At 57.5% G+C, this 14,009-nt stretch carries 12 protein-coding genes; 1 reads left to right on the top strand and 11 read right to left on the bottom strand.

All coding sequences use genetic code 11. The features are described 5' to 3' along the window. Positions 1 to 57: 57 nt before the first annotated feature. Positions 58 to 1,200, bottom strand: a complete 1,143-nt coding sequence (locus ACAW74_RS20485) for a glycoside hydrolase family 5 protein (protein WP_370700094.1) — start codon at positions 1,198 to 1,200, stop codon at positions 58 to 60. A 202-nt stretch (positions 1,201 to 1,402) separates the two neighbouring features. Between ACAW74_RS20485 and ACAW74_RS20480 the strand changes: the two genes are divergently transcribed. Continuing rightward, complete coding sequence (locus ACAW74_RS20480) at positions 1,403 to 2,245, top strand: endonuclease/exonuclease/phosphatase family protein (RefSeq protein WP_370700093.1); 843 nt, start codon at positions 1,403 to 1,405, stop codon at positions 2,243 to 2,245. Positions 2,246 to 2,476: 231 nt separating this feature from the next. Here ACAW74_RS20480 and ACAW74_RS20475 read toward each other — a convergent pair whose 3' ends face one another. From ACAW74_RS20475 to ACAW74_RS20430, 10 genes are all read right to left on the bottom strand, one after another. Next, complete coding sequence (locus ACAW74_RS20475) at positions 2,477 to 3,586, bottom strand: bile acid:sodium symporter family protein (protein ID WP_370700092.1); 1,110 nt, start codon at positions 3,584 to 3,586, stop codon at positions 2,477 to 2,479. 33 nt (positions 3,587 to 3,619) lie between these two features. Next, positions 3,620 to 4,549, bottom strand: coding sequence for an RraA family protein (locus tag ACAW74_RS20470; protein WP_370700091.1), 930 nt, complete (start codon positions 4,547 to 4,549; stop codon positions 3,620 to 3,622). Positions 4,550 to 4,692: 143 nt separating this feature from the next. After that, the gene (locus ACAW74_RS20465; protein ID WP_370700090.1) at positions 4,693 to 5,970 is read right to left on the bottom strand and encodes an amidohydrolase/deacetylase family metallohydrolase; all 1,278 of its coding nucleotides are present in this window, start codon (positions 5,968 to 5,970) and stop codon (positions 4,693 to 4,695) included. A gap of 86 nt (positions 5,971 to 6,056) precedes the next feature. Then, complete coding sequence (locus ACAW74_RS20460; RefSeq protein WP_370700089.1) at positions 6,057 to 6,533, bottom strand: RidA family protein; 477 nt, start codon at positions 6,531 to 6,533, stop codon at positions 6,057 to 6,059. 20 nt (positions 6,534 to 6,553) lie between these two features. After that, entirely contained in the window at positions 6,554 to 8,353 is a 1,800-nt protein-coding gene (locus ACAW74_RS20455) for a PQQ-dependent sugar dehydrogenase (protein ID WP_370700088.1), read from the bottom strand. A gap of 44 nt (positions 8,354 to 8,397) precedes the next feature. Next, on the bottom strand, positions 8,398 to 9,642 hold the full coding sequence (locus ACAW74_RS20450; RefSeq protein ID WP_370700087.1) for an amidohydrolase/deacetylase family metallohydrolase: 1,245 nt from the start codon (positions 9,640 to 9,642) through the stop codon (positions 8,398 to 8,400). Positions 9,643 to 9,727: 85 nt separating this feature from the next. Beyond that, positions 9,728 to 10,948 (bottom strand): selenocysteine synthase, encoded by a 1,221-nt coding sequence (locus ACAW74_RS20445; protein ID WP_370700086.1) that lies wholly within the window; start codon positions 10,946 to 10,948, stop codon positions 9,728 to 9,730. 29 nt (positions 10,949 to 10,977) lie between these two features. Then, the gene (locus ACAW74_RS20440) at positions 10,978 to 11,706 is read right to left on the bottom strand and encodes a carbohydrate-binding family 9-like protein (RefSeq protein WP_370700085.1); all 729 of its coding nucleotides are present in this window, start codon (positions 11,704 to 11,706) and stop codon (positions 10,978 to 10,980) included. Between the two features lie 52 nt (positions 11,707 to 11,758). Next, positions 11,759 to 12,229: a RidA family protein gene (locus ACAW74_RS20435; RefSeq protein WP_370700084.1), complete on the bottom strand. Its 471-nt coding sequence runs from the start codon at positions 12,227 to 12,229 to the stop codon at positions 11,759 to 11,761. Positions 12,230 to 12,443: 214 nt separating this feature from the next. Beyond that, entirely contained in the window at positions 12,444 to 14,006 is a 1,563-nt protein-coding gene (locus ACAW74_RS20430; RefSeq protein ID WP_370700083.1) for a SusD/RagB family nutrient-binding outer membrane lipoprotein, read from the bottom strand. Between the last annotated feature and the right edge of the window lie 3 nt (positions 14,007 to 14,009).

Genomic DNA, 14,009 nt, shown 5'->3' with positions numbered 1-14,009 from the left:
AGTACTTGGTTAAAGCGAAGCACCGCAGGCAGTTACCCACCGATCAGCCATGTGCCATTACACCTTCATCAACATAGTCAGCAGTTTACGATCGAGCTTGTAGCCGTGCCAGTCTTCGTAGGCGACATCGTCGCGGCGCGAGTTGATGAGGCCAAAGTCGCCGATGAATTCCCAAAGCGCAAAGCCGATGTCGTGTTCGGCCAGCAGGCCCAGCACATCCGAAAACCAGGCCAGAAAAACGTTGTGCGGGGTTTTGTTCCAGGCACCACACTCGCCGCAGTGCACGCCCACGCCCTGCGCCACCAGATCGAACCAGGGTTTATAGAACGTTTCCAGCATCTCGCGCCCCAGATATTGATTACCCACCTGCCCCGGCCATTTGGGTTCGGGCAGGTTGTTGACGTCTTTCATGGCCCAGGGCGCTTTGTAGTGCGAAATAATGCCCGGATGGTAACCCCGGCAGCTTTGGCCCACGTCGAGGTCGGCGATTTCGGGAATGACCGACTGCCCCGTGTTGTTGCCATCGGCAATGATCAGGTGCTGGCGGTTTTCGCGCCGGATGGCGTCCTGAGCGGCCACCACCAGTTGCCGGTAACGATCGCCGGGGACGGCACTGCGGGCGCTGTGCTGATCATTCATATCGGCCCGCATGCTGGGTTCGTTGAGCAGATCGAAGCTGATGCGCTTGTCGGAGGTCTGTTTGTATCGGTTGGCCCAGAAATTCCAGTGGTACAGAAACGCCTCCTGCGCGGCGGGGTCGGTCCAGAGATTGTACGGCTCCTGAAAACCGGCGTTGACGCAGTAGCCCGGCGCGCGGTGCAGGTTCAGGCTCACGTGCATCTTGTGCTTATGCGCGAGCGACACCAGTTGGTCGATCTCGTCGACGGCCTTCTGGTTGATCTGGTACACCTCGTCGGGGCGGATGGGGCGGCTCCGGTCGAAGGTTAGGTAATACGGATAAGCCATCGGCAGCCGCACAAAGTCGAATCCCCAGTCGTGCAGCCATTTCAGGTGTTCTTCGGTTGTTTTGGGGCGGCCCTTCGCCGTGGGGTCGGGCGAGAAAAAGTCGAGCAGGTTAACGCCTTTCCAGCGCGGGAGTTTGTTGCGTTTTTTGGCGGTGGTAGTCAGTGCTTCCGGCCCCGCGAGGCCGATACCGGCGGCGGCTACGCTCGTTGTTCGGACGAAGGTACGTCTGTGCATACGTTGAGGTCTGTTGGCGCAGTTGGGTACGTTGCACGCCACCCGTAAAAGCGCGAGCGTAGGTTGATTACTCGTTTCCGATTACTGGCACGGGGCCTGAGCTAGCGCCCAGCCCTTCGACAGACGCACTCGTTTTTCCACTCCTAATGGTTAGCTGGGTACGTTGTCTGCCTTTCCTTCGCAGTCCTATCAACGTTTTCTTATGCGCTTCATGCTGCTTCTGCTGCTCGGCAGTGTACTTACTCTTCCTTCACGGGCTCAGAAAAAAGAGATGCCCATCCGGGTGGCCACCTACAACATTCGCTATAACACGCCCAACGATGGCGTCAATGCCTGGCCCAACCGCAAAGAGCGGGTGAAGGCGCTGGTTCGTTACCACCGGTTCGATCTGTTCGGGGTGCAGGAAGCCCTGCGCGGCCAACTGACGGACCTGGCCGACATGTCGGAATTCGCCTTTGTGGGGCATGGTCGCGACGACGGCAAAGAAGCCGGTGAACACTCGGCGATTTTCTACCGGAAAGACCGGTTCAAGCTGCTCAAAACCGGCGATTTCTGGCTGAGTGAAACGCCCGACAAGCCTGGCAAAGGCTGGGACGCGACCTGCTGCAACCGCATCTGTTCCTGGGCGCAGTTGCAGGATCAGGCTACGAAAAAGACGTTTTTCTTCTTCTGCGTGCATTTCGACCACCAAGGCGTAGTGGCCCGGCGCGAATCGGGAAAGCTGATGGTGCAGAAGATGCGCGAGATTGCCGGGAATGTACCCATCATCTGCGTCGGCGACCTTAATTCAACTCCCGATACGGAGCAGGTCAAGACGATGCAGACGCTGCTCAACGATGTGTATCAGGTGACCGCCATGCCGCCCTACGGCCCCGTAGGTACGTTCAATGGTTTCAAATTCGACGCGCCGCTCAAGGATCGCATCGACTACATTTTCGTGGATAAACGGGCCTCCGTCCTCGACTACGCCGTGCTCACCGACGCTCAGGATCAACGCTACCCGTCAGATCATCAGCCGGTCGTTAGTCAGGTGGTGTTGAAGTGAAGACCTCACCCCCAGCCCCTCTCCTTGAAATAAGGAGAGGGGAGACTTAACAAAATATAATTTTTCAAGGAGGGCGCCTTTATTTCTTAAACAAGCCAAGCAGTCACAGAAATACCCCTTAGAGAGTTTCCTTCGATGATATAGCCGACCATCTTGTCTCCCCTCTCCTTATTTCAAGGAGAGGGCGGTCCCGCGTCCGGGCTGGGGACGGTCGGCCGCTGCCGTGAGGTCTTACACCTTGTCAGCCAGTACCGGTTGTGATTCGGCGAGGTCTTCTTGTGGGGGGCGGCGGTGCCACCACGAGGCCAGAATGGAGCCGGTGATGTTCATGAGGGGACCGAATACCGCCGGAGCCAGCCCTACCGTAGCGACTTTCCCCATCTGATTGGCCAGTCCCGACGCGAGGCCGCCGTTTTGCATACCGACTTCGATGGCGATGGTGCGGCAGTCGCGCTCACTCATGCGGAACAGCCGACCCGACCAGTAGCCCAGGAAGTAGCCCGACAGGTTGTGCAGCAGCACCAGCCCGATGAGCGCGGGGCCGATGGTGAGCAGCTTGTCGCGCCCGGCCGCCGTAATGATGGTAATGATGAAGCCAATCCCGAACATGGACACCAGCGGCATGGCCTCGTCGAGCCATTTGGCTTTGCCACTCAGGAATCGGTTGAACAGCAGCCCGGCACCGATGGGAATGATTACCATTTTGAAGATGTCCCACATCATGTCCAGCACGTTGATGTCGACCAGCGCTCCGGCGTAGAGCTTCATCAGCATGGGCGTCACGAACGGGGCCAGCATGGTCGAAATGGCGGTAATAGTAATCGACAGGGCCAGATTAGCCTTCGCCAGATACGAAATCACGTTAGAGGCCATGCCGTTGGGCGAGCAGCCGATCAGAATGATCCCCGCCGCAATTTCGGGCGGAAACCCGCTGATGCTGGCAATCATGAAGCCAATCAGCGGCATAATGATGAAGTGGCTGACGACGCCGATGAGCACACCTTTGGGCATTTTGACCACACCCACGAAATCTTCGACACCCATCGACGTACCCATCCCGAACATAATGAGCTGAATAAGCGGCGTGATGAGCTTGCTGAACTTGAACCCGTTCACTTCAGTGAAGTAGGTCGGGTAATAGAGCGCGGTCGTCACGGCGGCAAAGATCATGACGGTGTAGGTGAAGCCTTTGAGGGCTTCGTTGGTACGAAACGCCAGCGCGATGCTCAGAAAGAACAGAATGAACAGCGGCCCGGCCTGCGCCAGATGCCCGGTGGCAGCCATGCCCAGCGCAATGAGCAGGCAGAGGCCGGCGGCACCCCAGAATAGTTTAGCAGTCATACAAAATCAGGAGGGGTTTAGGAGCGACGTGGTTTACCACGTGCGGTTTTTCATATAAGCATCCAACTCGGCCCGTTTCATCGGCAGCTCGTTCGGATTTTTATCCAGCCACTTCAAAAAGTCTTCTTTGATGGCGTCGGTCCACTGGCTGTCGATCTGCCCCGGCGTGTATTTTCCCGCCTTCAGCATCGAGATACCGAACTTGTCGCGCAGGGCGATGAACTCCGCCGTTTGAATCACTTTTTCGGCCAGGTGCGCCGGGATAAACACCACGCCTTCGCTGCGCCCGAGCACCAGATCGCCCGGCATCACGATGGCTTTCCCGATTCGGATGGGCGTATTGAGGCCCATCAGCACCGATTCTTTCAGATACGACGGGTCCCAGTCGCGCACGAAGGCGTTGAACCCGTCGATCCGGCGCAGGCCTTCGAGGTCGCGGGCCGAGGCATCGAATACTACGCCCGTGCCGGTTTTGGCGTAAATGGAATTGCCCAGGTTATCGCCGATCAGGGTACCGTCGGTGATTTTACCCATGCCATCGGCTACATACACGTCGCCTTTGCTCAACTGATCGATGGGCCATGAATTAGTGTTGCCAATGCGACCCTGTTTGGCCCCTCGGTCCTTCACCAGCTTTTCCAGGTCGGGGCGGCTGGGTAGGTACATGGCCGTCAGCGCCCGGCCCACCAGCGGCTGGTCGGGGTGAATAATTTTCCAGCCGCGCTCAAACTGGCAGGTGTAGCCTTCGTTGCGCAGGATGGTCCAGGCTTCTTCGGTATTGACTTCGCGGGCGCGGCGCAGCAGGTCGTCGGAGATTTTGGGGCGACCGTCGGGGAAACGTTCGCCTTTCCATTCCGAGGTCAGGTACGTTAGTTCGTCTTTCGACAGGGTCTGCGCCCGCGCCGACAACGTACCCAGCGTGATTAAGGCAAAAAAGAGGATGGTTTTGGGTAAACAGGTCATAATTCGCGATACGGCGAGTGCTTTGTGGTACGGTATGACGTAAAGGCAACCCATTACCGAATCTGCTCATCTGCTGAGCCTTGCGGTAACGGATTGTTTCGAAAAAGCAGGTGAATGTCGAAGGAATGAGCGTCAGCCACTCCTCATGAACGGGGTTGCTGCGTGACCACGACCGGGTTGGCGATACCGTTAAGATCGTAGACGATGCGGCCGTTGCGGATGGTCATTTCGCAGCCCAGTTTCTGCTTGCCTTCGATCTTGTAGCCGGTGTAATCGAAGAAGCCAAAGACGCCCGTATCACGCACCTCAAACTTGCCTTCGTGCAAGTTCAGGATGGCCACGTCGGCCACGGAACCGACCGACAAGCTACCTAGTTCGGGCCGACGGATGGCCTGCGCCGGATGCCAGGTACTGGCCCGGATGACGCTCGGCAGGTCCATACCCATCGCCATAAACTTCGACATCACGTTGAGCATGTCTTTCATCGCATTGTTCATGCTGCCGGTATGAATGTCGGTGCTGATGGTGGTGGGCAGAAAGCCTTTCTTAATGGCCGGAATAGCCTGCGAAAAGGCGAAGCTGATGCCGCCGTAGCCCACATCGAAGCGGATGCCGCGTTTCTGCGCCTCCAGAACGAACGGCTTCACCTGCCCGCTGGGTACGTCGACGATGGCTTCCCGGGTTTTCAACTGCCCGAAGCAGTGCGTGTAGATGTCGCCGGGCCGGAGTTTCTTCAGGAACAGTTCTTCGAGGGGCAAAACGGGTTCGCTCCCGCCGAAGTCGATCATTACAGGTACGTTGGCGAGCTTACCGGCCTCCACCGCGCGCTCGGTGGGCGTCCAGTTGTAGCCGTTGAAGTGCGCCAGCTTCACCCCTACTACCTGCTCAGGGTATTTTTTAGCCATGTCCGCCGTTTGTTGGGCATCCATGTCGGCCACGTTCTGCTCAATGTCGCCGCCCCGCATCCCTTTCCCAACGATGTTGAGCAGAGCCAGCACACGCGTCTGCGAGCGATCGATGGTTTGTTTTTTGAAGGTTTCGAAATCGCGCCAGCCCGAGCAACCCGCGTCGACGATTGTGGTTACGCCGTTGCGGAACGTGAAGCCATCGGGCGGCAGGGCGTTGGGGCCGTTGCTGTAGGTCTGGTCGAGGTTGGTACCGAAAAAGACGTGCGTATGGATGTCGATCAGGCCGGGCGTGACGTAGAGGCCTTTCGCATCGACCACCTGCAAAGCGCCCTTGGTGTCGATGGTTTTGGCGACCTGCGCAATCTTGCCGTCGCTGATAGCGACGTCCATAATGGCGTCGATGTTGTTTTTCGGGTCGATCACATGACCGCCCTTGATCACGATACTGAACGGCTGGGCCAATAGCGAGCCGTTCAGACCCATGAGGGTCAGAAAAAGGAAGAGCTTTTGCATAAACTGAGCAGATAAAACAGTGTTCCCCGAAACGGGGAACACTGCACTGACCGTTGCGCCCGGCCGGGCTACAACCGGCGGGCGGTTTAGATGTAAGCGATACAATCCATTTCCACCAGCGAGTCGCCCGGCACGCCGCCATAGACGGCCACCGTCGTGCGCACGGGCGGTTTGTTGCCAAACCGACCTTTGTATACCTCGTTCATGGCTTTGTAGTCGTTCAGGTCGTGCAGAAAAACGCTCACTTTCAGCACTTTCTCCATCGACGATCCGGCTTTGATCAGCTCCCGCTCCAGTTCTTTGAGCACTTCATCGGTATGCACTTTGATATCGCCTTCCTTATGGTAGCCTTTACCCGCAACAAACACCAGATTACCGAGCTTGGTCGAGCCCGAGAACAGGGGTACGTCCTGCTGATACTCGACGTTGAAGACTTCTTTCTGAACCGCGGCTTCTTCTGAGGCGGCAGGTACGTTGGCGGCTTTGGCGGCGGCACCGAGGCCAACGACCCCGGCAGCCGAGGCAAACAGACGTTTGAGAATGGAGCGACGTTGTGGTTTCATAGACAATTAGAGACTTGGTTTTATTTGCGTTTTGATCGATTGGCCGGAGCGTCGGCGGGTTTGTTGAGGCTCAGCAATGAGGTTCGTACGCTGCTCACTTCTGCCGCCGTAACGCCATCGCCCGTGTTGCCAAAATTGGTCCGAATATGCGTCAGCACTTCGGCAAGATCGGTATCCGACAGAAAGTTGTGCGCGGGCATCACGTTGTTGTACGATTGCCCTTTCACCTCGATGGGGCCTTCAAGGCCTTTCAGCAATACGCCAATGAGTTTGGCTTTGTCGCCCAGCACCCACTCCGAGCCCGCCAGAGGCGGGAATCGCTGCGAGTCGCCCATGCCGTTGCGTTGGTGGCAGGCCGAGCAATAGATGCCGTAGATTTTGCCGCCCGCAATGGGTTTACCACGGTCCAGGTTATCGGCGATTTCGTCGGGATTACGAATATTTGACAGCTGCTTGCGGGCTTCCATCTTCGCCAGTTGCTCGGCTCCAAAGGCCTGCCGGTTGCCTTTGTAGGTTACCTTCCAGATTTTGCCTTTTTCGGTTTCGGCAATGTACAGCGACCCGTCGGAGCCCATCGCCAGCCCCATCGGGCGGTAAACGGCGTCGCTCACGTTCACGATCGGGTCGATACCCGCAAAGCCATCCGCAAACACTTCCCAGCCACTCGACAGCCCGTTGTTTTTGGCCGGCACAAAGCCAATGAAGTAACCTGCCTGCGGGTAAGGCGCGCGGTTAGTCGACCCATGGAAGGCAATGAACGCGCCGTTTTTGTAGTGATCCGGGAAGCCGTTGGTGGCCGTTACGCCCTGATAAAACAGCAGATCGTTAGGAGCCAGATGCGCTGAAAAACCGATCAGTGGTTTTTCGTACTGCCCGCACCGGCCCACGTTTTTGCCGTTGCCGCCGTATTCGGGATTCAGCAGTTTTTTGCCCTGTAGCTGATCGTAGTAGCAATAGGGCCAGCCGCCGTGCATGCCGCTTTTGACCTTAAACAACTCCTCGGCGGGCAACACGGCGCTCTGCCAGGGCGAAAACCGGTCGGCCCAGAGCATCAGTAAATCGTCGCGACCGTGTTGGAGCGCGTAGAGACTGTTGTCGGCGGGGTTCCAGTCGAGGCCCACCACACTCCGCAGGCCGGTGGCGTAGCGAACGCCGTCTTTCTGGGTCAGGCCGGTTTTGTTGGCCGGAAAACGCCAGATGCCACCGTGGTCTTTCAGCATGGGGCAGGGGTCGATGCCCCGCACGCCCGGTATGCGGTTCGACTCCTGACAGGCATTGGAGGCCGCCCCGAAGGGTACGTACAGATTACCCTGCTGATCAAAGGTGATGGGCTTGGCAATGTGTTCGTGCATGCCGTGCTTGTGGTCGTCGGTCAGTACGATCTCCATCGGGCTGCTGGGCACAAGTTCGCCGGGCGTCAGCTTGTAGCGGTAGACATACAGTTCGGAACTGAAATACAGATAGCCGTCGTGAATGCGCATGGCCGTGCCATAGGCCCGCTCCCGCGCCAGCCCGCCAAACTGCCTGATGACATCGGCCCGACCATCGCCGTTAGTGTCGCGCAGGGCAATCACCGACTCGTCTTTATCGCGGGCGAAACGCGCTTTCACGTAGATATCGCCGTTGTCGTTGACCGCCAGGTGACGGGCGCGACCGGGCAGGCTGTCGACCACCACCGTGGCTTCAAACCCGTCGGGCAGAAACAGACCGCCGTTTTCGGCTGTTCGAGCGGGCAATACGTGCCCCGATTCGCGCTGCACAAAGCCGACCATCACGATCAGCGACAGCAGAAATCCTTTTCGGTACAGGTGAGATCGCATAAACCAGTGCGTGATAAAAGTTAGATTATCAAACAGCTATTGCATTACGGCGTACTGATGGGTTTGGCCAGGCCGTTGAGGTCATAGACGACCTTGCCGCCTTTCACCGTCACTTCGCATTCAAGCTTCTGTTTACCCGTCAGTTTGTAGCCTGTTTTGTCGTAAAACCCGAAGTTGCCCGGCCGCAGGGCGAGCACCGTTACGTCGGCAATCGCGCCTTCCGAGAGGTGCCCCAGGTTTTCGCGTTTGATCACCTGCGCGGGTGTCCAGGTGGCGGCTTTCACCACGTCGGGCAGTTTCATGCCCATGACCATGAACTTGGACATAATCGACAGGATGTCTTTCATCGAGCCGTTCATGCTGCCCGTGTGCAGGTCGGTGCTGATGGTCGTGGGTAGAAACCCACTACTAACCGCCGGGATGGCCTGCGAAAAATTAAAGCTAGCCCCGCCGTAGCCCACGTCGAACACGATGCCTTTTTTGCGGGCCTCCCACACAAACGGTTTCACTTTTTTGGTGGCCTCGTCGACGATCGTCTCGCGCACGTTGCCTTCCAGGTTGGTGTAGGCGTGGGTATAGATGTCGCCAGCCCGCAGGTGTTTCAGGAACAGCTCGCTTAGGGGCAGCGGGGGCGTGCTACCGCCAAAGTCGATCATTACGGGCATATCAGCCAGCTTTCCGGCGGCAACGGCCCGGTCGACCGGCGCCCAGCTTGGCCCCTGAAAATGCGCGACCTTGAAGCCTACCACGTCGTTTTTGTTGTCGAGGGCCACTTTAGCCGCCTGCTTCGGGTCCATATCGGCGGTATCCTGTTCGTAGCGACCACCGCGCATGCCTTCGCCGACGATGTTGAGGAACGACAGCACCCGCGTTTTCGACGACAGGATGATGTTCTGCTTGAACGTGTCGAACGATTTCCAGCCCGCGCCGCCCGCATCCACGATGGTCGTTACGCCCACCCGAAACGTGAAACCGTCGGGCGAGACGGCCGTCAGCCCATTGCTGAGGTAATGGTTGGGTTCGGTGCCGTAGAACACGTGCCCGTGGATATCGATCAGGCCGGGCATGACGTACAACCCACTGGCATCGACAACTTGCTTGGCCTCTTTCGGATCAATGGACTTTGCCACCCGCGTCACTTTGCCATCAGTAATGGCCACGTCCATTGGGGCGTCGATGTTGTTTTTCGGGTCGATGAGCCGCCCGCCTTTAATGAGCAGCGTATAAGTCTGCGCCCGGGCAACGTACCCAGTCAGGATTAGGAACAGTAAAAGAAAACGTTTAGGCATAAGTCAATACGGTATTAGATCGACGGAGGCGGATGTAGTTGGCTGACGCGTGGCCCTTCGACCAGGCGTCAGCCAACTACACCACTTACACGGCGGCTTTGGTCAGTTCTTCTTTCAGCCGGGTAGCCACGATTTTATCTTCGCCGGGTTTGAGCATCCAGGCCGTTATGCCGACGCCCTTATCGTCGCCTACAGTTTCGATCGACGGCGAACCGGTACGCAGGGCTTCCCGTAACGCCGTGGGCGTTACTTTCACTTTGGCCGGGTCCCACGTAATGCGCAGCGTCGGCGTGTGGTTGCCCAGCGGTGGAGCTGTGATCGCGACGTCGACGCCTTTTACGCTGCGGGCGGCGCTGGCAATGGTGTTGGCGCGGTCTTCCAGCATCTTCCACTCTTTGTCGTGATCGCGGGCGACGAATTTCTCCAGCGCCACGTACATGCCCAGAATCTCCTCCTTGTTCACCTTCATGCCCCGGCCGATGGTCGACCCGCGCGGCGGCATGCTGAGCCGGGCCGCGTCAATGTACTTTTTCTTGCCCATCAGCAGACCCGCGCTTTGAGGGCCGCGCATGGCTTTTCCGCCTGATACACACACCAGATCGAAACCCATATCGTGGAATTTCCACAGGTTCTCGACCGGGGGTACGTCGGCGGCAATGTCGATCATCGTCGGGATGTTGTGCTTCTTGCCTAACGCCACCCACTGCTCGTGGTTGATCTTGCCCTTGTCTGACTGGATGTTCAGGAACCAGAGCATGGCCGTTTTCTCGTTGATGGCCTTTTCGACGTCTTCGATGGTTTCGACCTGCACGATGGTGCAACCCGTGTTGGTAAGCGCGTGCGAATAGCCGATGTCGTGTCCCTTTTGGGCAATCACCTCCGATTTCATGCCCGTACCTGCCAGATGCGGCAGTTGCTCTACCTTCTTCTGGTCCATGCCCGTCAGCACGCCCGCCAGTCCCAGCGTCATGGCCGAGAAACAGCCCGCCGTTACCACCGCCGATTCGGCATGCGTGATGGCGGCAATTTTCTCACCCACTTTTGTCTGCACGTCGTCGAGCATCATAAACTCTTTCGACGATGCCAGAATGGTGTTGACCACGTCGTCTTCCATGAGCGAGCCCGTCATGGCGGTGTACGTACCGGCAGCGTTGATGAACGTGCGGATTCCCAGTTCTTTCACCAGGTTACGCGAAGCAACGGCCGGAGCCGCCAACGCGCCGGTGAGCGGGGTAGTCGCGCCAAACAAGCCACCCACGAGCGGCATGGCCGAGAGCTGTTTGATTAATTTTCGTCTGCTGAGCATGGTTTGTTTTGATTTAAATGAGGGGTTAATCAATCGAAGCGTAAGGGGCCGTATTTGGCGACTTCATGAAAACTACCGCTTGTTTTGCGCCACGACCAGGTCTGGTAACCGCGGTCGTAATCAATGCGGTAGAGGTTACCGCGCCAGACCGTGCCGGGTTTGGGCGGCGTGGTCACAATGGGGTTCATCAGCTTATAAGGGATAAAAAACTCGGCCGTCCAGCCCTTGATCGGGGCTTTGCTTTCCTTCTTCCCGCCCTGCACCGACGTAGCGTGCTGGGTACGTTGGCCACCCGCGTAATGCCATGGTTTCCAGCCCAAAAAGTTGCCGTTTACGTTGGGCACCAGAATAGGCAGTTCGTAATTCAGCGGCGACAGTTCGTACTCAAAATAGATCGGCACCGACGGATCAGGCCAGAGGAAAACCTCAACGACGTCTTCATTGTACAACGCGCCAAAATCTTCGAGAATCGTGGCTGTGAGTTGCTCGTCGTCGGCCTGAAACAGGAAATAGAGACCGGTGTCGGAATACAGCAGTTTGACCTTCGTGCCCAGCGCCCGCCCGGCCGATTCCTGTACCGTAATAGGCACCCAATCAGCTTGTTGCCAATGGGCATTATCGCCCAGCCCGTTGACCGTAAAATCGGCCGTTTTGCGGATGCGCAGTGCTGTGGTGTCGTCGCCCGACGGCTTGTTTTGGGCCAGCAGCCCGAAGCCCGTAAGTAGCCACAGTATCAGCGTAAACACAACGCGGTTCATGGTTCTGGTTAATTGGGTAGGTGGGTAACTGCTAACTGTACAATACAGCCACTTACACGTGGGCAATGCAATCAATTTCCACGAGTGAATCGTTCGGAATACCGCTGCGCACGGCCACTGTGGTCCTGACGGGCGGGTTGGGCCCAAAGCGACCGCGATAGACCTCGTTCATGGCCTGATAGTCGTTGGGATCGTGGAGCAGCACCGACACCTTCAGCACTTTATCCATCGACGAACCCGCTTTGATCAGCTCTTTTTCCAGCTCTTTCAGCACATGATCGGTATGCGATTTAATATCGCCCTCGAAATGCGCCCCGATGCCGAACAGGAACAGCAGGTTACCGAGCCGGGTCGTGCTGGAATACAGCGGTACGTCGCCCTGCGTCACCACGCCGGTTGCCTCCGACGCGGGAGCGGGTTTGGCGGTAGCATTTCCTAAGTCGGCAACCCCGCCCCAGCGGGGCAGGCCGTACCCAACCGCGCCGAACAGGCGTTTGAGCAGGGATCGGCGTTCTCGTTTCATCGTTCGTTAAGCGTTTTCGTGACGGTTCGTACCAAGTGTTTTTTTGTCATCCCGACAACGGGGGGATCTTAACGTTTCCTGAGGAGTGAGTCAGGTTAATTCAAGATCCCTCCTACCGTCGGGATGACAAACATGGCGGCTATCGCTTAGGCTTATCTACTCATTGTAAGCGAGTTAAATATCCTTAGTCGACAAACCGAAAACGGTAATCCATTTACTTATCCCACCACACGACGCTCGACAGGGTATTGGACCCGCCCTGACGCGCCCGCGCTTCGAGGAAGTTGGTTCGGTTGTAGGTCTCTTCCGAGTCAGGCACCACGAAGCGGGTCGGAATTTTGCCGCCGGTGAGGTTGCCGGGATAGTTCGTCGGCGTCAGTTTGGGATAACCCGTCCGGCGCCAGTTGGCGAAGATTTCGTACTCATCTTCCAGGAAGAGCGACACCCATTTCTGCGTGGCAATCTGCTCCAGTTGCTCGGCTACGGTGCCGCCCGCCTTATACGGGTTAGTAGCCAGATAGCCGTTGATTTTCGCATCGGAGATGGTGCCGCCCGTGCCAAACAAAGCCCATTGCCGCATGCCAGCTTTCACAGCGTTGGCGTAGGTCGTGGCCGCAGAGCTACCCGCATACCAACCCCGCACAGCCGCTTCGGCCAGCAGTAGATTCGTCTCGGCGTTGCCCAGCACCACCAGCGGGGCGCTGTATTTCAGCAGCGTGTTGGGGTTAGGTTCCGAAAACGAGTTGAAATTGGCGGGCAGGTTGTTGTAGGCCGCGTTGGGCATCCCGCTTTGGAGGGCCGACGTCGTATCGGCCGTAAACGTCTTGTTATCGCTCGTTGTCCAGACAATCGACCACACGTTCAGGCGCGGGTCTTTGGTCGTTTTGAGGTAGTCGATCAGCGTTTTGGCCAGTTTGCCGCCTTCCACATTGTCGCCGCCGGGCGTGATGTAGTCGGTGCTGAGCAGGCCGTTGGCGATGAAGTTCCTGCTGGCGAGCTGCGAGCCATCCACGTACCCAATCACGGCGCGGTCGGCATCGTCGAGGATGACGCCTCCGGCAATGGCTTTCTGCACCCAGGTTTTGGCCGTGTTGGCGTCCACCTCCGTCAGGCGCATGCCCAGCCGTAGCATGAGCGAGTAACCGAATTTCTTCCACTTCGTCACGTCGCCGCTAAACATCAGATCAGCATTACCAAAGGTCGGTTTGGTGGCATCGAAGGCCGCGATCGACTCATCCAGTTCTTTCAACAGATCGGCGTAAATGGCCTGTTGCGTGTCGTATTTGGGTGCATAATTCTTATCCGACAGCGCCTTGCCCGCGTCGGAATACGGAATGTCGCCGTAGAGGTCGGTGAGGCGGTGGAAGAGGTATGCTTTCCAGATCCGCGCTGCCGAGAGCTTGTTCACATCGGCCGGGTTCGCAGCCACTTTATCGATCACCTGCCGGACGGAGATGACTGCCCCCTGCCCCGCCGACGTACCTGAGTAGGCATCCCAGCTGGCAGTCGAGTAGGTATAGTTGAAGTACTTGTCTCCCGCCGCCGGTACTTCTTTGTAGGTCGAGAAATGCTGCATCGACTGCCCGATGGTCAGGTACGCTCCGCCAGTGAAGTTGGTGCTGACGCCGTCGAGCTGGGCGCGGGTGAAGAGGTATTCGGAAATGACCTCCGCGTATTTGTTGGGGTCGACGTTCATTTGCTCGAAGCCCTTGTCGCAGGACGACACCAACAGCAGAAACGAAGCCGCCACGCTTATTTTTTGAAGAAAACTGGTCATAAT

This window comes from Fibrella musci, from assembly GCF_041321105.1.
Classification (GTDB): domain Bacteria; phylum Bacteroidota; class Bacteroidia; order Cytophagales; family Spirosomataceae; genus Fibrella; species Fibrella musci.
This window is presented reverse-complemented; position numbering and strand designations above follow the sequence as displayed.